The sequence below is a fragment of the Pseudoflavonifractor sp. genome (assembly GCF_050943825.1).
Classification (GTDB): Bacteria; Bacillota; Clostridia; order Oscillospirales; family Oscillospiraceae; genus Pseudoflavonifractor.
Map to the genome: position 1 here is coordinate 374,795 of NZ_JBMNPX010000001.1, position 18,916 is coordinate 393,710.

The window sequence follows — 18,916 nt, forward strand, 5'->3', positions numbered from 1 at the left end:
ATCGCCATATACCATTTTCTGGTATATGGCGATTATAATTCATATGAGCCGCGCTTTCCGTCGAATTTCCTATCCAGGCCACGAGAAATCCGTAAACAGCCACTTCTCCCCCACCTTTTCGTAGGGGAAGGAGGCGGATATGGCCTGTGCCGGGCGGGAGCCGTCGGACCAGGTCAGGGCGCCCTCCAGACTGCAGATGATCTTCACGTCGCTCTCCCGCACCACCTGAACCCGGGCGTCGGTGAGTGTGGGGGTAGTGCTGCTGTTCTGGGCACAGCAGAGCACGCCGTCCACGTCCCGGTACAGCCCCAGGCCCAGCAGCTCCTCCGCAATCTCGTCGGAGAAGATGCCCTTCAGGTACATCCGCAGATCCAGCACCGTGGAGAACCGGCTGTCCTTCACCGGATACCAGGTGCTGCCGTCCTCCGCTGTCTTGGCGTCGGCAGTTGTCTCCGGGGGTGCGCCGTTGAACCAGCCCCAGGCCTCCAGCGCCCGGGTGAACTGAATCCGGACCTCCACCTCGGGCTGGCGGACATACTCGCCGAAGGCGTCGTCCCGCTGCATGCGGTACACATTCCCCTCCCGCATGATGACAAACCAGCCGCTGCTCTCCTGGGCTACGGTGGAGCCGGTGTAGCTGGGGTGGAGAACCCACATATCCGCCCCGATGCCGGGAATTCCGGCGGCCCAGGTATCAAACCAGCTCTTCAGCCGGTTCTGGTCCTCCCAGCCGCCGCCATAGGCCGCCATGTGGTCTGCACACAGGTCCAACAGCCCGTCCCGGTCCAGCAGGGACTGGGTGGCCACTGTCCATTCCCCCTCCGGGTCGGCGGACTGGAGCATCACGTTCACCAGCTCAGCTGCCACGTCCTCGGGGGCCATAGCTCCGGTGGTGTCCTCATAAAAATAGACGTCAGGCTGGGAGAGCGGAGAACTGTCCGTCCCCTCCCCCTGGTCGTCCACCGGCTCGCCGGGGACATAGTCGGCAAACCAGTAGCTGCGGTCCATGGCATACCACTGGCCGTTGGACAGGCTGTCGGGATACTTGTCCCACAGCTCCTCTGCCAGGGCGCGGCAGTCCGGCGTACCGGTCTCGGCAGGCGGCTGGCTCTCCGTGGGCGCGGGAGAGGCTGTCTCCTCAACGGAAGAGGTCTCCTCCGGCTCCTCTGTGGGCATGGGGGAGGCCGTCTGCTCCGGCGTGCCGGCAGGCTTTGCGCTCTCCGGCGGCTCAGGCTGTCCTGTCTCTCCCGCCGGCTGTGTCCGGCATCCGGCCAGCAGCACAAGCAGCAATATGGTAAGCAAAGCGGCCCGCTTTCTCATGCCGAACCCTCCCCACAGCGGTTGATTTTCTGGTTACAGTGTATCCAACTTTTCATATTTTCACAGCCCCAAAGAGCGCAAAAACACATACCCTGCTATATGGTATGTTATCATACCTTTTTTCCCTGCTTCTATCAACGCTAATTTGTAAACTTTTTTGGGCGTGAGGTACCGCAAAGCCTATTCTGCCCCAGGGAAGTCCCTCGTTCTCGCTTTTTCGCCCGTTTGGAACAAAATAAATATTTTTCTGCATACAGATGAAAAAACAGCGCTTGGCGCTGTTTTTTGCGCATGCGGGCGCACAGCGCCCGCGCGCTGAGATTTCTCGTCCAAGGCGCGGCGGAGCGCGCCTTATGGACGTTTTTATCGTTTGCCTTCGGCAAGCGATAAAAATACCGCCGGAGACAACTCACGTCTCCGGCGGCAAGGGTCTTATGGGGTTGGCATTACATATTGGAGAGCTCTTCCTGAAGCTTGGCCACCAGCTCACGGAGCTTGACGGCCCGCTCCCGCTCGGCCTCCACCACGTTGGCAGGGGCCTTGTTCACAAAGCCGGGATTGTTCAGCTTGGTGTCCAGCTTGTCCAGCTCAGCCTGGTTCTTCTTGAGCTCCTTCTCCATGCGGGCCTTCTCCTTCTCCATGTCCACCAGCTCGGCCAGAGGAATGGAGATACGGGCGGCATGGGTGATGACGGTGACCATGCCCTTGGTGTCCTGGTCAGCATCGGTGACGCCGGTGATAGTCACATCACTGGCGTAGCCCAGGCGCTTGAGGAAGGGGATGCCCAGCTCGAACACGTCCCGGTGCAGGGTGGCCACGGTGACGTGGGCCTTCTTGCTGGGGGGCACGTTCATCTCGGAGCGGCGGGTACGAATAGCGCCGATGGCGTCCATGATCATCTCCATGGCCCGCTCCTCGTCGGGGAAGTCCAGCTCCACGCTGTGCTCCGGCCACTTCTGGAGCATCAGGTAGTCGCCCGATTTATGAGGTTGCTTCGCTTGTTCTCCATCGAAGTGTCCACCGGACACTTCGACGTGGGGCAGGGCCTGCCAGATCTCCTCGGTGATGAAGGGCATGAAGGGGTGCAGCAGCTTGAGAATCTGGGTCAGCACATAGCAGAGCACCTTCTGGGCGTTGACCTTGGCCTCCTCGTCGTCGCCCTGGAGGCGGGCCTTGGTCAGCTCAATATACCAGTCGCAGTAGGAGTCCCAGATGAAGTCGTAGATCTTCTGCGCCGCCACGCCCAGCTCATACTTGTCCATGTTCTCCGTCATCTCGGGGATCAGGCTGTTGAGCTTGGAGAGAATCCAGCGGTCCTCCATCTCCAGCTTCTCGGGCAGCTCGCACTTGTCGATGGTCAGGTTCATCATCAGGAAGCGGCTGGCGTTCCAGATCTTGTTGGCGAAGTTGCGCATGGCCTCACACCGCTCGGTGTAGAAGCGCATGTCGTTTCCGGGAGAGTTGCCGGTAACCAGGTTGAAGCGCAGGGCGTCGGCGCCGTACTTCTCGGCGATCTCCAGGGGGTCGATGCCGTTGCCCAGGCTCTTGGACATCTTGCGGCCCTTGTCGTCCCGGACCAGGCCGTGGATGAACACGGTGTGGAAGGGGGGCTTGCCGGTGTGCTCGCAGGCGGAGAGGATCATGCGGGCCACCCAGAAGAAGATGATGTCGTAGCCGGTGACCAGCACGTCGGTGGGATAGAAGTACTTGTAGTCCTCGCTGTTCTCATCGGGCCAGCCCAGGGTAGAGAAGGGCCACAGGGCGGAGGAGAACCAGGTGTCCAGCACGTCGTCCTCCTGCTTGATGTGCTTGGAGTGGCAGTGCTCGCACTCGGTGGGGTCGGTCTCGCTGACGGTGATGTGGCCGCACTCCTCGCAGGTCCAGGCGGGGATGCGGTGGCCCCACCACAGCTGGCGGGAGATACACCAGTCGTGGACGTTCTCCATCCAGTTGGTGTAGGTCTTGGAGAAGCGGTCGGGGACGAACTTGACCTCCCCGTCGTTGACCACCCGCAGGGCCTCCTCAGCCAGGGGGCCCATCTTCACGAACCACTGGGCGGAAATGATGGGCTCCACGTCGGTGCCGCAGCGGTAGCAGGTGCCCACGTTGTGGGCGTGGGGCTCCACCTTCTCCAGCAGGCCAAGGGCCTCCAGGTCGGCCACAACGGCCTTGCGGGCCTCGTAGCGGTCCATGCCCTCGTACTTGCCGCCGTTGGCGTTGACCTTGCCCTCGTCGTCCAGCACACGGATGGACTCCAGGTTGTGCCGCAGGCCCACCTCGAAGTCGTTGGGGTCGTGGGCAGGGGTCATCTTCACGCAGCCGGTGCCGAACTCCATGTCCACATACTCGTCGGCCACGATGGGAATCTCACGGTCCATGAGGGGCAGGACGCAGGTCTTGCCGATGAGGTCCTTGTAGCGGTCGTCGTTGGGGTTGACGGCCACGCCGGTGTCGCCCATCATGGTCTCGGGACGGGTGGTGGCCACGATAACATAGCGGCCCTCCTCGCCCTTGATGGGGTACTTCAGGTGCCACAGGTTGCCGGGCTTGTCCTTGTACTCCACCTCGGCGTCGGACAGGGCGGTGACGCAGTGGGGGCACCAGTTGATGATGCGGCTGCCCTTGTAGATGAGGCCCTTCTTATAGAGGGAGACGAACACGTGGCGCACGGCGTTGGACAGGCCCTCGTCCATGGTGAACCGGGCCCGGCTCCAGTCGCAGGAGGCGCCCAGCTTCTTCTGCTGCTGGACGATGCGGTCGCCATACTTGTGCTTCCAGTCCCACACCCGCTCCAGGAACTTGTCCCGGCCCAGGTCATAGCGGGTCAGACCCTCGTTCTTGCGCAGCTCCTCCTCCACCTTGATCTGGGTGGCGATGCCGGCGTGGTCGGTGCCGGGAACCCACAGGGCGGCGTATCCCTCCATCCGCTTGAAGCGGATGAGGATGTCCTGGAGGGTGGAGTCCATGGCGTGGCCCATGTGGAGCTGGCCGGTGACGTTGGGGGGCGGCATGACGATGGTGAAGGGCTTCTTATCGGGGTCACGGTGGCCCTCAAAGCAGCCGTTCTTCTCCCACATCTCGTAGACGCGGCCTTCTACCTCCTGGGGTTCGTAAACCTTGGGAAGTTCTTTCTTCATTCTTTCTGACACTCCTTTTCGGGGCAAACAACTTTTTTGCGCAACAAAAAAGTCCGCCCCAAGCGTTTTGCTCAGGACGAACCGATGCAGTCCGTGGTACCACCTGAATTTTCTCCCGTGGGAGAACACTCATTGTCTCGGTAACGGGAGAACCCGCCGCCCCCTACTTGCTTCAGGAGCGGAGCTCCGGGACCACCTTCCGCATTCCCAACGGAGAGCCTTGCACCAACCGGCTCCTCTCTGCACCCTGGAAAATGCGTACTCCTTCCCTTCGCGGCTTTTTACTATGAACGCTCTCTAGTATATTCATTTTTCAAAACATTGTCAAGGAGAACAGATGGTTTTCCCTGCTTTTTCGCCGCCGGAAATACCCGGAACTTCTCCGGCGTTCCTGCGTCTAAAAGGTACACAACGCCACAGGAACGGAGGCTGACAGGATGAAAAAATCTGCTCTGTTGGGTCTGGCACTGGCGCTGACCCTGCTGCCGGCCGGCTGCGGACAGGACGCCGCTGCGCCGTCCGCCGAAATTCCCTCCTTCTCCTACGCCGAGGTGCAGGACACCTATGGTGAAAACGCTCCAGGCGTCCTGCGGGACGGTTTTCAAAACACCTCTCCCCTTGCAGTCAGCAGCGCGGAGGAGGCCGTTCAGCGGGCCACATCGGAGTGTACCATCTCCTACGACTCCGTCACCTGCCGCTATGACAGCGAGGCCGACATGTGGGACGTCAGCTTTTTTACAGCAGGGGTCCTGGGGGGCTGCCAGGACGTGTATCTCAACGGCAGCGGCGTCACCTGCCTGATTGTGTATGGCGAATAATTCCCGACCCACTTCCCCAAAAAGTTCCATTCAGCTGTTGCGTTTTTCCGTCTGGTCCTGTATAATATCTCCCGATATTTTGAGCCCCACTCAGGGGCTGCATGCGGAGGCATTTTTTCATGACCATTGATTACAGAACCAGAGGCGTCTGCTCCACCCGGATGGTAATCGACGTGGAGGACGACACGATTCAGTCCGTAAAGATTTTCAACGGCTGCGACGGCAACCTCCAGGGCATCTCCCGTCTGGTGGAGGGCATGAAGGTCACCGACGCCATCTCCAAGCTGGAGGGCATCCGCTGCGGTCACAAAGCCACCTCCTGCCCCGACCAGCTGGCCCAGGCCCTCAAGCAGGCCGTCAACGCCTGACCGGCCACAGTACATAACCAAAGAGCGGTCCCAACGGCCTTTGCGCCGGTGGGGCCGCTTTCCGTGAGGAGAGATTGTCTATGGCTTCATCCATTATTTCCTTTGTCAAGCGAGAGGCCGTGGGCTGCATCGCCCTGCTGTGCGCCCTGGTTTCCATGATTTTCGTCCCGCCTTCGGCGGCTTACCTGGGATACATCGACTTCCGGGTGCTGGCGCTGCTGTTCTGCCTGATGGCGGTGGTGGCAGGACTCCAGGACTGCGGCCTTTTCGCCGTGCTGGCCCAGAAGCTGCTCACCGGCAAGAAGCGGATGCGCTTCATCTCCCTGGTGCTGGTGCTCCTCCCCTTCTTCGTCTCCATGCTCATCACCAACGACGTGGCCCTTATCACCTTTGTCCCCTTCACCCTGCTGGTGCTGGGACTGGTGGGACGGCTGGAGCGTGCCCTCTACCTGGTGGTACTCCAGACTCTGGCGGCCAATCTGGGCAGCATGGCCACCCCGGTGGGCAACCCCCAGAACCTGTACCTCTACTCCGCCTTCGGCATCCCCGCCGGGGAGTTCTTCGCCGTCATGGCGCCCCTGACCCTGGTAAGCCTGGTGGGCCTGTCCGTGGCCGCCCTGTGCGTCAAGCCGGAGGGCATTGAGGTCCGCTTCCCCGAGAAGCAGACTATCCGGCGGCCCCAGCAGCTGTGGCTGATGGTGGTTCTCTTCCTGCTGTGCCTGCTGTCCGTGTTCCACGTGCTCCACTATGCCGTGTTGCTGGCCATCGTGGTGGTGTGCCTGCTCCTCTTCGCCCGGCACCTCTTCCCCCGTGTGGACTACGGACTGCTCTTCACCTTTGTCTGCTTCTTCATCTTCGCCGGCAACATCGGCAATATCCCGGCGGTGAAGGACTTCCTCTCCGCCGTCATGGCGGAGAACACCTTCCTCACCTCCCTGTGCGCCAGCCAGATCATCAGCAACGTGCCCGCGGCGGTGCTCCTCTCCGGCTTCACCGAGGACTGGAAGGGTCTGCTGCTGGGTACCGACGTAGGCGGCCTGGGCACCCTCATCGCCTCCCTGGCCAGCCTCATCTCCTTCCGGCTGTACCTCAAGTCCCCCGGCGCCAAGCCCCTGCGCTATCTGGGTGTGTTCACCCTGGCCAATCTGGTGGGACTGGTAATTCTGATTGCCGTGTCCCTGTTCTTCCTGCTGTAACAAAAAACGGCTCACACTCCGGTGTGAGCCGTTTTTTATGTACTTGTTCAGGAGAGCAGGATGCGGTCGTTGTCCAGACCCTTGCCCACGTTCTCCCGGAAGCGGCGGAGCAGGTCGTCCACGGTCATGCCTTTGCGCTCCTCCCCCTTCACGTCCAGTACAATGCGGCCGGAATCCATCATCAGGGTCCGGTTGCCCAGTTCCAGGGCCTGGTGCATGTTGTGGGTGATCATCAGGCAGGTCAGGTGGTCCCGCTCCACAATCTCCCGGGTCAGGCGGAGCACCTTCTCCGCCGTGGCCGGGTCAAGGGCTGCGGTGTGCTCGTCCAGCAGCAGCAGCTTGGGGGGCACCATGGTGGCCATCAGCAGGGTGAGGGCCTGGCGCTGGCCGCCCGAGAGCAGGCCAACCGGCTGCTTCATCCGGTCCTCCAGCCCCATGTCCAGCCGGGAGAGCTGCTCCCGGAACAGCTCTTTATCCTTCCGGCTCACACGGCTGAAATAGGCCCGCTGGCTCTTGCCCGCCCGCAGGTAGGCCAGGGCCATGTTCTCCTCAATGGTCATGTGGGGCGCGGTGCCCCGCATGGGGTCCTGGAACAGGCGGCCCAGCTCCCGGCTGCGGCGGTAGCCGGGCAGATAGGTGATGTCCTTCCCGTCCAGGGTGATGTACCCCTCGTCGGGGAAGAAGTCGCCGGCGATGGCGTTGAACATGGTGGACTTGCCGGCGCCGTTGGAGCCCACAATGGCGGCAAAGTCACCCGGCTCCAGCTTCAGGGACAGGTTGTTCAGGGCCTTCTTCTCGTTGACGGTGCCCGGGTTGAAGGTCTTGGACAGGTTGTTCAGCTCCAGCATGTCAGCGCGCCCCCTTTCTTGCCGCCATGGCACGGCGCTTTCTGTTCTGAAGGGCGGCCCACTGCTTCAGAGAGGGCATGGCGATGGCCAGGGCCACCACGATGGCGGTGACCAGCTTGAGGCAGTCGACGGGCACCACCTTGGTATAGAGCACGATGGCATAGATAAAACGGTAGAGAATGCTGCCCAGAATCACGGCAATTGCCCCGCGGAACATGGCACCACGGCCCACGATGGTCTCACCGATGATGAGGCAGGCCAGACCGATGACCACGATGCCGGTGCCGCCGTTGATGTCGGCGGTCTTCTGGGCCTGACCCACCACCGCGCCGGACAGGCCGGTGAGGGCGTTGGCCAGGCACAGCCCCGTGGTGATGGTAAAGGTGGGGTTGATGGAGGAGGCCCGCACCATGTCCCGGTTGTCTCCTGTGGCCCGGATGGACAGGCCCAGCCGGGTGTTCAGGAAGAGCACCAGCAGCACACCCATGAGTACCGTGATGCCGCCGGAGAGGATGATGGCGTACCAGTCGCCGCCGATGCCGGTGGAGCGGAAGAGGGTGAAGATGGTGTCCTGCTTGAGCAGGCTCTGGTTGGCCTTCCAGCCCATGGCCATCAGGTTGATGGTGTACAGGCCCGTGTTGGTGATGATGCCCGCCAGGATGGAGGGCACCCCCAGCTTGGTCTGGAGGAAGGCGGTGACAAATCCGGCGCAGGCACCTGCCAGCATGGCGGCGGGGATGGCCAGGAAGGGGTGGCCGGCGGCGGTGAGGGTGACCGACACGGCACAGCCCAGCACAAAGCAGCCGTCGGTGGTCATATCGGCGATATCCAGCACCCGGTAGCTGAGGAACAGGGCCATGGCCACCAGGGCATACTGAAAGCCCAGCTCCAGGGCCGTTTGCGCAACGTAGAGCACGGGGAATCCGCTCCTTTCCAAAGGCAAGGCCATCCCCCAGCCTCAGCCGGGGGACAGCCTGTGTGAGATTAATTTAGTCCTGGGTGGTGGTGACCGTGGTGACCTGGCCCATGCTGTCGAACACGGAGTAGTCAATGCCCATGGCCTCAGCGGTCTCGGAGTTGACGGTGATGATGCCGCCGGAGACCTGGTAGCACTCCTCCATGGCGTCCATGCCCTCGGTGATGGCCTTGTAGGCCAGGTCGGCAGTCTGAGCGCCCAGGTCGGTGTAGTTCACGCCGCAGGTGGCGAAGGCGCCGTTGCGGACAAAGGAGTCGGCGCCGGTGTAGTGGGGGATGCCGGCCTCGATAAAGTCCTCATAGATAGCCAGCTCGGCGGACATAATCACATTGTCGGTGGGGGTGAACACCGCGTCCACGCCGTCGGCGATAAGGGTGCTGGCGGCGGTGATGACCTCGTCGTTGGTGTTGGCGGTGGCCTCCTCATAGGCGATGCCCTTGCCGTCCAGATACGCTTTGGCCTCGGCGATGGGCACCTGGGAGTTGGGCTCGGACAGGGAGTAGAGCAGGCCAACCTTGTCCACGTCCGGGTTCTGGGCCAGCATCATGTCCAGAATCAGGTTGGTGTCCAGGGCGTCGCTGGTGCCGGTGACATAGTCGATGCCGGTCAGGTCGGCTGTCTCAGGATAGGAGATGGCGGCGAAGACCACCGGGGTCTGGGTCTCCTCGGCGCACACGGCCATGACCTGGGCGGCGGTGGTGGCGATGGGGATGATGACGTCCACGCCGTCGGCAACAGTCTGGTCACCCAGCTGCCGCAGCACGCTCTGGTCGTTCTGGCCGGAGGACACCTGGTAGTTGATGGTCACGCCCTGCTCGGCGGCAATCTCGTCCAGCCGGGCGGTGATGGCGTTGGCGATCTCGTCCAGGGAGGCGTGGTCCATCTGCTTGACCACAGCCACGTTATAGGTGGTGTCGCCGGACTGCTGCTGGGTGTTCTCCGCTCCGCCGGTGTCGCCGCCGGTCGACTGCGTGCAGGCGGTGAGGGAGAGGGTCATGGCGGTTGCGGCGGTCAGGGCGGCGATGGACTTCAGATTCAGCTTCTTCATGGTAGTTCCTCCAAATTCTCGTCCCCGGCGGTCTCTGCCCCGGTGGACTGTAATGTGTTTGGATGGTTGATGGAGGGGCCGTCTGCCAAGCGGCCTTGATTTGAGAAACAAAAAAAGCTTCTGTCCCCACATGGGACAAAAGCTTCTGCTTCTGCGATACCACCCAAATTGACGCTTGCGCGTCCGCTCGCTTCGCGCACCATCATGCGCGCCCGATGGGTAACGGGTGGGAGCCCGTCGGCATCTACTTGGGTTGCCCCGTTCAAGCCGCCCTCCGGAGTCCATTCACGCGCCCGCCTCAGATCCCGCTCACACTGCCCGGGAATCGCTTTGCATCAGCCGCAGCGGCTACTACTCTCCGTCATAGGTTTCTCTGCTTTATTGCTTTGTTGTAATGCATTATACGCAGGAAGCGGACATTTGTCAACCCCCTGTCTGCTCTTTTTTCGTCTTCAAAGCAGGATGCCCCGGCGGAGGTGTTCCGCCGGGGCATGTAAAGTTATTCCGCGTGGACCTTCTTCCCTCTCTCCCGACGGAGGAAGGAGAACTTGGTCTCCGAGCAGATGACCGCCACAAAGATGAGGGCAAAGCCCAGCATCATCAGGGCCGTGGGGCGCTCATCGGCAAAGATCATGGAGAACACCACGCCGAAGGGGGCCTCCAGGGACAGGAGCACCGCCGCCGTGGCGGGGGCAGTGTACTTCTGGCCGATGTTCTGGAACAGCAGGGCCCCACAGGAGGCGAAGATCACCAGGTAAGCCAGGGAGAGCAGTAAGCTGCCGTCCATGGCCTCCACAGGCAGGGCGGGCCGGGTCACCAGCACCCCCAGCCAGGAGAACAGGGCGAAGGAGCCGAACTGAATGGCAGTGAGGAGAAACACATCCCGTCCTCTGGAGAAGCGGGACACTGCCACGATGTGGGCCGCGAAGAAAAAGCCGCCCACCAGGGTCAGGCCATCGCCCACGCTGATAGCCGCGGCGTTATCGCCGGTGACCGATACCAGGCCGATGCCCGCGATGCACAGCACGGCCGCGATGATATTGTACCGGTCGGGCCGCTGATGGGATACCATCCAATACAGGAAGGGGACGATGACGCAGTAGACAGCAGTGAGAAAGGCGTTCTTGCCCGCTGTTGTACCCTCCAGGCCGAAGGTCTGGAAGGTGTACGCCAGGAAGAGGAAAAAGCCCATGATGCCGCCGCCGATGAAATACTGCTTATCTGCTATCTTCCACCGTTTCCAGAACACCAGCGCCAGCACAATGGCCGAGGCTGTGAATCGGATGGCCAGCAGCCAGAAGGTGGGTAGCACGTCCACGCTGCTCTTCATGACCACGAACGAGCTGCCCCAGATGATGGTAGCCAGAATAATAAGAGGTGTTGCAAACCGGGCCAGTGCCCGTTCCCTGTTCTGTTCCTGCACGGTTGTCCTGCTCCTTTGATTGTGGTAATATAGATGGGAATCTCACTTTGGAGGTCTCTATGAAACTCTTTGATTTTGACGGCACGCTGGTGGACTCCAACGGCGTCTGGGAGGAGATCGACGTCCGCTTTCTCCAGCGCCGCGGGCTGACCCCCACCCGGGAGTACTGCGAGACGGTGGGCCACTCCATCTTCCCTATCGCCGCCCAGTTCACCCGGGAATACTATCACCTGGACATGGAGCCTCAGGCCATCATGGACGAGTGGCTCTCCATGGCCCGGGACGCCTATGAGCACCAGGTGCCCCTGAAGCCGGGTGCGGCGGAGTATCTAGCCCAGTGCGCCGCTGAGGGGACGCCCATGGCACTCTTTACCGCCTGCGTGCCTGAGCTGTGCCGGGCGGCTCTGGACCGCCACGGCCTGACCAAATACTTTTCCCGGGTTATCTATGTCCAGGAGATGGGGCTGGAGAAGCGCAACCCCGAATCCTTCCGGCTGGCCCTAGAGCAGCTGGGGGTTCCGGGCAGCGCCTGCACCATGTACGAGGACTCCCCCGGTGCCTGTGAAGCGGCCAAAATCGCCGGTCTGACGGTGGTAGGGGTCTACGACCGCTTCTACGCCGCCCACGAGGAGAAAATGCGCCGGCTCTGCGACTGTTATGTTTACAGCTTTACAGAGCTTCTGGCCTGATTTTCTCTCCATCCCTTTTGTTCCAGTCACTGTATGGCGCGCACCCTTTACATGGGGTGCGCGCCTTTTTGCGTTCTTTACAGCTTGGTCATGTGCTGGGAGGCCGACTTGAGCATCAGCTTTTTGGTGCCCACGTTGTCAAAGGCAATCTCGATAAGGGCATCGCCGCCCATGGGCATCAGGTTGACCACCATGCCCTTGCCGAATGCCTTGTGCTGGACCATATCGCCCTTACGGAAGTCGGCCAGCCCGGCGGCGGACTTGGCAGCACCGCCGCCAATCTTGGGCTCCACTGCCGTGCCCTTGGGGTAGGTGGTGTAGCCGCCGCCCAGGGAGTATCCGCGCTCGGCGGGCTTGCGCCAGGCGGGCGCCTTCTTCTTGGGCTGCTCCCCGTCCTGGTGCTCCTCCGTCCGCTCGCTGCGGGGCAGGCGGCCCGACTTCTCCACATACTCCTCCGGGATTTCACCCAGGAAACGGGAGGGCCGGTTGTTGTTGGTCCGGCCGAAGAGCATACGCTGAGATGCGCAGGTCATGTACAGCTTTTCCTTGGCCCGGGTCATGGCCACGTAGCACAGGCGGCGCTCCTCCTCCATCTCCTCGGCCTCGCCGATGGCCCGGATGCCGGGGAAGATGCCCTCTTCCACGCCCACCACAAAGACCACCGGGAACTCCAGGCCCTTGGCCGAGTGCATGGTCATCATGACCACGCAGTCCTCCTCCGGGTCGTGGCTGTCCAGGTCGGTGTACAGGGCGATTTCATCCAGGAAGCCGGACAGGCTGGGCTCCACCGCGTTCTCCAGGTAGCCGTTGATGGAGGTCAGCAGCTCCTGCACGTTCTCCAGCCGGGTGCGGTCCTCAATGGTGTTCTTCTGCTCCAGCATGACGGCGTATCCGGTGCGGGCCACCAGCTCCTCATAGAAGGCGGGCAGCTCCATCTCGCCGGAGAGCTTGCGCAGCTCGGCAATCATGTCGGTGAAGGAGGCCAGCTTGGCCGCCGCCTTCTGCAGCTCGGGGTAGCCCCGGGCGTTGGAGATGATCTCCCACAGGGAACGGCCCTCCTGGGCGGCGATGTTCTGAGCCCGCTCGATGGTGGTGGCACCGATGCCCCGGGGCGGGTTGTTGATGATGCGCTGGAGACGCAGATCGTCGCCGGGGTTGTTGATGACGCACAGATAGGCCAGCATGTCCTTGACCTCGGCCCGGTCGAAGAAGCGGATGCCGCCGATGATGCGGTAGGGCACGCCGTTGCGCTTGAAGGCCTGCTCGATCTGGTTGGACTGGGCGTTCATCCGGTAGAGGACAGCGTGGTCCTTCCAGTGCCGTCCGGCGGAAAAGCTGCCCAGAATCTGGGCCGCCACATACTGGGCCTCGTCGTGTTCGTTCATGGCGGTGTAACACTGGACCTTGTCGCCCTCGCCGTGGTCGGTCCACAGCTCCTTGCCCTTGCGGCCCTCGTTGTTGCGGATGACCGCGTTGGAGGCCTCCAGGATGTTCTTGGTAGAACGGTAGTTCTGCTCCAGGCGGATGACCCGGGCGCCCTTGTACTGCTTCTCGAAGGAGAGGATGTTCTCAATGGTGGCGCCCCGGAAGCGGTAGATGGACTGGTCGTCGTCGCCCACCACGCAGATGTTCTCATACCCGCCCGCCAGAGTGGAGGAGAGCAGGTACTGGAGGTTGTTGGTGTCCTGGTACTCGTCGATGAGCACATAGCGGAACTTCCGCTGGTAGTACTCCCGCACCTCGTCAAACTCCTTGAGCAGTCGGACGGTATGGAGGATGATGTCGTCAAAGTCCAGGGCGTTGGCGTCACGCAGCCGCTTCTCGTACTCCACGTACACCTTGGCAATCTTGATGAGTCGGTAGTCCCCGGACTTCTCGCACTCGGCCAGGTAGTCCGCCCCCAGCTTCATGGCGTCCTTGGCCCGGGAGATGTAGCCCACGATGCTCTTGGCAGGGAAGGCCTTGTCGTCCAGGTTGAAGTCCTTGATGATGTCCTTGATGACCCGCTCGGCGTCGGCGGTGTCATAGATGGTGAAGGACTTGGAGAAGCCCAGCCGGTCGATATCCCGCCGGAGGATGCGCACGCAGGCGGAGTGGAAGGTGGAGGCCCAGATGTCGTTTGCCGAGGGGCCCAGCATCCTCTCCAGCCGCTCCTTCAGCTCCCCGGCGGCCTTATTGGTGAAGGTGATGGCGATGATGGACCAGGGCACCGCCGGGTCCACCCGGCACAGCCGCTCCTGCTCCGCCTTCTTCTCCGGGTCGGGATGGGCCACGTAGCCCTCCAGGAAGGCCAGGTCCTCGGCGGTAACCCACTCGGGCACCTCATCGCAGTCGGAGCCCCGGCCGTACTTCATCAGGTTGGCGATGCGGTGGATGAGTACGGTGGTCTTGCCGCTGCCCGCACCCGCCAGCAGCAGCAGGGGGCCCTCGGTGGCCAGCGCGGCCTTACGCTGCTCGGGGTTCAGATTCTGATAATCCAGCTCTATGGCGGCTCTGCGGGCCTTGCAGAAGCGCAGTTCTTCTTCTCGATTCAGCATGTTCTTCTCCTCGGCAATACGGAAGCCGTCCACGGTGTGGACGGCTTCCGCCAGTTTTGTGTGTTCTATTTTATCGGAAAATGGCGGTCAGGTCAAGGCATGGCGGCGGTCTTTTTTCGCGCTACTCCCACGCCTCCAGGCCCCATGTACCATCATCCAGCTCGCTGATCTTCAGCAGATCAGGCTCTGCCGCGCCCTCCTCCCCAATCCGGTAGTAACCCAGGATATGGGAGGTCCGGCGGCCTACGTTGTCCTCGCTGAACAGCACGATGGCCAGGGTGTCCCCCGCCTTGGCGGACACGTCTCCCAGCGGCACATTGACATAGGTGGACAGGCTCCAGTTGGGCTCCACCACGATTCCGCCTTCCTCTGTGTCCACCGGTATGGTTTTCACCAGCTTCTCCCCCACGAGCACGCCCACCTCCAGCCGGACCACCTCAGGCCTGGTGCCCACGCCGTAGGAATCGCTGCAGTCCACCGTCACATTCGCCATCACTGACGCATCTTCAGTCAGGCCGTTCTCTGACAGCCAGGTGCTGGTTACCGTACCGCCCAGGCGCACGGAGTATCGCTCCGCCAGCCTCATGACGGTATAGAGCTGCTGGGTGCGGCTCACACCTGCGGTCTCTGCCACCAGATAGATCTGGATATCATCACTGAGGGGGCAAATCAATTGGGCGGTAAAGACCTGCTCCTCTCTCGCTCCGGTGACTGTGACCTGCTCCCCGCCGCTGCGGGCCAGGAAGGACACAGTCGTATCCTCCCCCACCTCTTTCATGGTGACGGCGATGTCATAGGCGGCGGTATTGGCCGCCGGATCCACTGCCGACAGGATACAGTTCCAGTCCGTGACCAGGCTGCTCTCCGCCTCCAGGGTGGCTGTGACCTTGTCCCCCACGCCGGAGACGATCTTCCACTCCAGTTCCTCCATCTCCTGGCTTATGCTTGACATTCTCCGTTCCAGCTGGGTGAGCCACTCCCATGCAGGCAGCAGTACCACCGTCAGCACCAGAATACCGCCCAAAATCAGCGGACCGGGCCGGATACGCCGCTTCCGCTGCTCCAGATAGCGGGTCACCACCGCCTCCACCATGGCCAGCTGCTCCTCGCTGAGCTGTTCGCCGCCGGTGCGCTCCGCCCCATCGCCCAGGGGCTCCTCCACCTCCAGCAGGCCGGCCAGGGAGATGCCGAAGACCCGGCTCATGGCGATGCAGTTGTTCACGTCGGGCACGGTCTTGTCCGCCTCCCACTTGCTGACGGCCTGGCGGGACACCCCCACCAGCTCCCCCAGCCCCTCCTGTGAGAGGCCTTTTTCTTTTCTCAGGGCGGCAATCCGCTGTCCCAGTGTCATGGTCCACTCCCTCCTTCCGCCTCCAGCATACCCGGTTTTCTCTCCCGCCGTCCACCAAATATGCTTTCCCTTTTGTCAACCGGAGCTTCCATCCGGTGTTTTTCACTAAAATTCCCGCCTTCAGCATACCATATATCGCCTGTACACACCATTCTTTTCTTCTGCTTGTGTTTTCCATCAAAAGCATGTATACTATTAAGGCTGACTTTTGCACTTTAAAGAGCATTAGTCTCCGCCGGGACGGCAGACCAAACAAGCTGCCTGCCAGGCGGTATTTTTTACTGGAGGTACTACGCATGGCGCATCACCATTCCGCCCACAGCGGAAAATTCCGCAGCTCCGCCGGCTTTATTCTGGCTGCTGTGGGCTCCGCCGTCGGCATGGGCAACATCTGGCTCTTTCCCTACCGGGTTGGCCAGTACGGGGGCGGCGCGTTTCTCATCCCCTACTTCATCTTTGTCGCCCTGTTCAGCTATGCCGGACTGTCCGGCGAATTCGCCCTGGGCCGCCTCACCGGTACAGGTACCATCGGCTCCTTTGACTACGCCCTCAAGACCCGGGGCAGGCGGGGCGGAAAAATCATCGGCATCATGCCCCTGCTGGGCGTGCTGGGCATCGCCATCGGCTATTCGGTGGTGGTGGGCTGGGTGCTGCGGTATATTGCCGGGTCGGTGACCGGCTCCGTCCTGTCTGGGGACTCCGCCGCCTTCTTTGACGCCCTGGCGGTGGACTTCGGCTCCGTGCCCTGGCACCTCATCGCTGTGGCCCTTACCGTGCTCATTCTGGTGCTGGGAGTCTCCTCCGGCATCGAGAAGATCAGCAAGTTCATGATGCCCGCCTTCTTTGTGCTCTTCCTCATCATCGCCGTGCGGGTGGCCTTCCTCCCCGGCGCGGTGGACGGGTACCTCTACCTGCTCAAGCCGGACTGGAGCTACCTGCTCAATCCCGAGACCTGGATTATGGCCATGGGACAGGCCTTCTTCTCCCTGTCCATCAACGGCGCCGGTATGCTCATCTACGGCAGCTACATGAAGAAGTCGGAGGATATCATCCATCACTCGGTGGTGACCGCCCTGCTGGACACCATGGCCGCCCTGCTGGCCGGCTTTGCCATCATCCCGGCAGTGTTCGCCTTCGGCATTGAGCCCGCCTCCGGCCCCTCCCTCATGTTTGTGACCCTGCCCAAGGTGTTCCAGCTGATGCCCGGCGGACAGCTCTTTGCCCTGCTGTTCTTTGTGTCCGTGTTCTTCGCCGGTATCACCTCCCTGATGAACATGCTCGAGGCCTGCGGCGCCGCCCTGGAGTCCAACCTGAAGCTGCCCCGGTGGCTGTCCACCACCATCGTGGGCGTGGTGGTCTTCGGCGTGTCCGTGTTCCTGGAATCCCTGTCCGGCATGGGCAGCTGGTTGGACCTCATCACCATCTATGTGGCCCCCTTCGGCGCGGTGCTGGGCGCTGTGTTCATCTACTGGGTGCTGGGCCTGGACCCCATCAAGAAGGAGCTCCTGCTGGGACGGGACAAGCCCATCGGCAAGGCCTTCGACTTTATTGCGAAATACGTCTACGTCATTCTCTCCGCCGCTGTGGTCATCTTCGGCATCATTTACGGCGGTATCGGTTGACCTGGAAAGCAAAAACGCGCCCTGCGGGAGTTCCCGCAGGGCGCGCTTTTGTATGTTCTGATACTCAGAAGGGCATCTTCTTGGGCTCCACCTGCATGGTCAACCACTTGAGCTCGGTAAAGTCCTCCATGGAGTAGCGGCCGCCCTCACGGCCGAAGCCGCTGAATTTCACGCCGCCGGAGGGGGCAGTGGTGCCACTGAGGAAGGTGGTGTCGTTGATGTGCACCATGCCCGCCTCCATCCGCAGCCCCATGGACCAGGCCAGCTCCAGGTTGTGGGTCAGCAGGGCGGCGGAGAGGCCGTACTCGTTGTCGTTGCACAGCGCCAGGGCCTCCTCCGGGTCCTTGGCCCGCACCACCGACGTCACCGGGCCGAAGGTCTCCTCGTGGAAAATCCGCATCTCGGGGGTCACGCCGGCGATCACTGTGGGCCAGTACCAGGGCCCCTCATGGCGGCCGCCGGTGAGGAGCTTTGCCCCCTTGGACAGGGCGTCCTCAATCTGCCCGTCGATAAACTTCCACTTCTCCGGCTGGATGAGGGGACCGATGATGGTGTCCTCCTCACTGGGGTCGCCCACCTTCAGACCCTCCGCCCGGCGGACTAGGGCGTCGCAGAAGGGCTGGTAGCCGTCCCCCTCCACGATGATGCGGGAGGTGGCCATGCACACCTGCCCCTGGTGGCAGAAGGCGCCGTAGGCCGCGATATCCGCCGCCTGAACCGGGTCAAAGTCCTTCAGGACGATGAGGGGATTCTTGCCGCCCAGCTCCATGGCCACTTTTTTCAGGTCACGGGCCGCCCGGACAGCGATGGACCGCCCCACAGCGCTGGAGCCGGTAAAGGTGACCATCCGCACACGGGGGTCGTCCACCAGCATATCGCCGATGACCTCACTGCGGCCGGGCACCACGTTGAGCACACCGGCAGGCAGGCCCGCCGCCTCAAAGACTCCCGCGATGGCCAGGCCGGTGGCAGGCGTGAGGGGGGACGGCTTGAGGATGAAGGTATTGCCTGCCGCCAGGGCGTAGGCCAGCTTTTTTATGGCCAGAATCATGGGGTAATTGAAGGGGGTGATGCCCAGCACCACACCCAGGGGCGACCGGACGGCCATGGACATCTGTCCCGGCCCGCCGGGCTGGAGCACCTCGCCGTGGAGCCGACGGCACTCTCCCGCAGCCACCCGCAGGATGCCCGCGCTGCCCATGACCTCGCCCCAGGCCTTGTACCGGGCGGAGCCGCTCTCCGCGATCATCAGCTGGGTCAGTCCCTCCGCTCTGGCCTCCATCTCGTCGGCAGCCCGGAGCAGTATCCGCTCCCGGACATCGGGGGCTGTGGCCGCCCACTTACCCCGGGCGGCATAGGCCGCCGCCAGAGCCTTCTCCGCGTCCTGTCGGCCGCCCATGTGGACCATGGCCATCACAGACCCGTCGGCCGGATTCCGGTCCTCCATCACCTCGCCGTCGGTCTGGGGCACCCATTCCCCGTTGATATAGAGCAGGTGTTCTCTGAAGTATGGCTGTTGTCCTCTCATCGTCTCTCTCCTTCCCGGCATAAGCGCCGTATGTGGTACTGTATCAGAGCGGGCA

At 62.2% G+C, this 18,916-nt stretch carries 14 protein-coding genes and 1 other annotated feature; of the genes, 5 read left to right on the forward strand and 9 right to left on the reverse strand.

Going from position 1 to position 18,916, the window contains the following annotated elements; all coding sequences use genetic code 11:
- Positions 1-69 precede the first annotated feature (69 nt).
- Together ACOX7T_RS01755 and ACOX7T_RS01760 are read right to left on the reverse strand one after the other, a co-directional pair.
- Positions 70-1,320, reverse strand: coding sequence for a hypothetical protein (locus ACOX7T_RS01755; RefSeq protein ID WP_433439279.1), 1,251 nt, complete (start codon positions 1,318-1,320; stop codon positions 70-72).
- A gap of 446 nt (positions 1,321-1,766) precedes the next feature.
- On the reverse strand, positions 1,767-4,457 hold the full coding sequence (locus tag ACOX7T_RS01760; RefSeq protein WP_433439282.1) for a valine--tRNA ligase: 2,691 nt from the start codon (positions 4,455-4,457) through the stop codon (positions 1,767-1,769).
- 69 nt (positions 4,458-4,526) lie between these two features.
- Positions 4,527-4,741: a binding site (T-box leader), on the reverse strand.
- Between the two features lie 153 nt (positions 4,742-4,894).
- Here ACOX7T_RS01760 and ACOX7T_RS01765 point away from each other — a divergent pair.
- From ACOX7T_RS01765 to ACOX7T_RS01775, 3 genes are all read left to right on the forward strand, one after another.
- Positions 4,895-5,275, forward strand: coding sequence for a hypothetical protein (locus ACOX7T_RS01765; RefSeq protein ID WP_433439285.1), 381 nt, complete (start codon positions 4,895-4,897; stop codon positions 5,273-5,275).
- 119 nt (positions 5,276-5,394) lie between these two features.
- Complete coding sequence (locus ACOX7T_RS01770; protein ID WP_433439288.1) at positions 5,395-5,643, forward strand: TIGR03905 family TSCPD domain-containing protein; 249 nt, start codon at positions 5,395-5,397, stop codon at positions 5,641-5,643.
- An 80-nt stretch (positions 5,644-5,723) separates the two neighbouring features.
- Positions 5,724-6,839, forward strand: coding sequence for an SLC13 family permease (locus tag ACOX7T_RS01775; RefSeq protein WP_433439291.1), 1,116 nt, complete (start codon positions 5,724-5,726; stop codon positions 6,837-6,839).
- 47 nt (positions 6,840-6,886) lie between these two features.
- On the opposite strand, the gene ACOX7T_RS01780 is transcribed toward ACOX7T_RS01775, so the two are convergent.
- The 4 genes from ACOX7T_RS01780 to ACOX7T_RS01795 form a co-directional block, all read right to left on the reverse strand.
- The gene (locus ACOX7T_RS01780; protein ID WP_006574012.1) at positions 6,887-7,687 is read right to left on the reverse strand and encodes an ABC transporter ATP-binding protein; all 801 of its coding nucleotides are present in this window, start codon (positions 7,685-7,687) and stop codon (positions 6,887-6,889) included.
- A 1-nt stretch (position 7,688) separates the two neighbouring features.
- Positions 7,689-8,636 (reverse strand): ABC transporter permease, encoded by a 948-nt coding sequence (locus ACOX7T_RS01785; protein ID WP_433439293.1) that lies wholly within the window; start codon positions 8,634-8,636, stop codon positions 7,689-7,691.
- Positions 8,637-8,676: 40 nt separating this feature from the next.
- Positions 8,677-9,711 (reverse strand): ABC transporter substrate-binding protein, encoded by a 1,035-nt coding sequence (locus ACOX7T_RS01790; protein WP_433439295.1) that lies wholly within the window; start codon positions 9,709-9,711, stop codon positions 8,677-8,679.
- Between the two features lie 499 nt (positions 9,712-10,210).
- Positions 10,211-11,134, reverse strand: coding sequence for a DMT family transporter (locus tag ACOX7T_RS01795; RefSeq protein WP_433439297.1), 924 nt, complete (start codon positions 11,132-11,134; stop codon positions 10,211-10,213).
- Positions 11,135-11,193: 59 nt separating this feature from the next.
- On the opposite strand from ACOX7T_RS01795, the gene ACOX7T_RS01800 reads away from it, so the two are divergent.
- On the forward strand, positions 11,194-11,823 hold the full coding sequence (locus ACOX7T_RS01800; protein ID WP_433439300.1) for an HAD family hydrolase: 630 nt from the start codon (positions 11,194-11,196) through the stop codon (positions 11,821-11,823).
- Positions 11,824-11,900: 77 nt separating this feature from the next.
- Here the strand turns inward: ACOX7T_RS01800 and ACOX7T_RS01805 are convergent, their stop codons facing one another.
- Together ACOX7T_RS01805 and ACOX7T_RS01810 are read right to left on the reverse strand one after the other, a co-directional pair.
- Entirely contained in the window at positions 11,901-14,360 is a 2,460-nt protein-coding gene (locus ACOX7T_RS01805) for an ATP-dependent helicase (RefSeq protein WP_433439303.1), read from the reverse strand.
- A 121-nt stretch (positions 14,361-14,481) separates the two neighbouring features.
- The gene (locus ACOX7T_RS01810; protein ID WP_433439305.1) at positions 14,482-15,711 is read right to left on the reverse strand and encodes a helix-turn-helix transcriptional regulator; all 1,230 of its coding nucleotides are present in this window, start codon (positions 15,709-15,711) and stop codon (positions 14,482-14,484) included.
- A gap of 296 nt (positions 15,712-16,007) precedes the next feature.
- Here ACOX7T_RS01810 and ACOX7T_RS01815 point away from each other — a divergent pair, with 296 nt between their 5' ends.
- A complete protein-coding gene (locus ACOX7T_RS01815; protein WP_433439307.1) occupies positions 16,008-17,333 on the forward strand; it encodes a sodium-dependent transporter in 1,326 nt (441 codons plus the stop codon).
- A gap of 64 nt (positions 17,334-17,397) precedes the next feature.
- On the opposite strand, the gene ACOX7T_RS01820 is transcribed toward ACOX7T_RS01815, so the two are convergent.
- Entirely contained in the window at positions 17,398-18,861 is a 1,464-nt protein-coding gene (locus ACOX7T_RS01820) for an aldehyde dehydrogenase family protein (protein WP_433439309.1), read from the reverse strand.
- Positions 18,862-18,916: the final 55 nt, after the last annotated feature.

Excerpts from the sequence above, each read along its gene's own strand:
- ACOX7T_RS01760 (WP_433439282.1), bottom strand. The coding sequence starts at position 4,457 with ATGAAGAAAGAACTTCCCAAGGTTTACGAACCCCAGGAGGTAGAAGGC.
- ACOX7T_RS01820 (WP_433439309.1), bottom strand. The coding sequence starts at position 18,861 with ATGAGAGGACAACAGCCATACTTCAGAGAACACCTGCTCTATATCAAC.
- ACOX7T_RS01785 (WP_433439293.1), bottom strand. The coding sequence starts at position 8,636 with ATGGCCTTGCCTTTGGAAAGGAGCGGATTCCCCGTGCTCTACGTTGCG.
- ACOX7T_RS01815 (WP_433439307.1), top strand. The coding sequence starts at position 16,008 with ATGGCGCATCACCATTCCGCCCACAGCGGAAAATTCCGCAGCTCCGCC.
- ACOX7T_RS01765 (WP_433439285.1), top strand. The coding sequence starts at position 4,895 with ATGAAAAAATCTGCTCTGTTGGGTCTGGCACTGGCGCTGACCCTGCTG.
- ACOX7T_RS01775 (WP_433439291.1), top strand. The coding sequence starts at position 5,724 with ATGGCTTCATCCATTATTTCCTTTGTCAAGCGAGAGGCCGTGGGCTGC.
- ACOX7T_RS01805 (WP_433439303.1), bottom strand. The coding sequence starts at position 14,360 with ATGCTGAATCGAGAAGAAGAACTGCGCTTCTGCAAGGCCCGCAGAGCC.
- ACOX7T_RS01755 (WP_433439279.1), bottom strand. The coding sequence starts at position 1,320 with ATGAGAAAGCGGGCCGCTTTGCTTACCATATTGCTGCTTGTGCTGCTG.
- ACOX7T_RS01770 (WP_433439288.1), top strand. The coding sequence starts at position 5,395 with ATGACCATTGATTACAGAACCAGAGGCGTCTGCTCCACCCGGATGGTA.
- ACOX7T_RS01810 (WP_433439305.1), bottom strand. The coding sequence starts at position 15,711 with ATGACACTGGGACAGCGGATTGCCGCCCTGAGAAAAGAAAAAGGCCTC.
- ACOX7T_RS01800 (WP_433439300.1), top strand. The coding sequence starts at position 11,194 with ATGAAACTCTTTGATTTTGACGGCACGCTGGTGGACTCCAACGGCGTC.
- ACOX7T_RS01790 (WP_433439295.1), bottom strand. The coding sequence starts at position 9,711 with ATGAAGAAGCTGAATCTGAAGTCCATCGCCGCCCTGACCGCCGCAACC.
- ACOX7T_RS01780 (WP_006574012.1), bottom strand. The coding sequence starts at position 7,687 with ATGCTGGAGCTGAACAACCTGTCCAAGACCTTCAACCCGGGCACCGTC.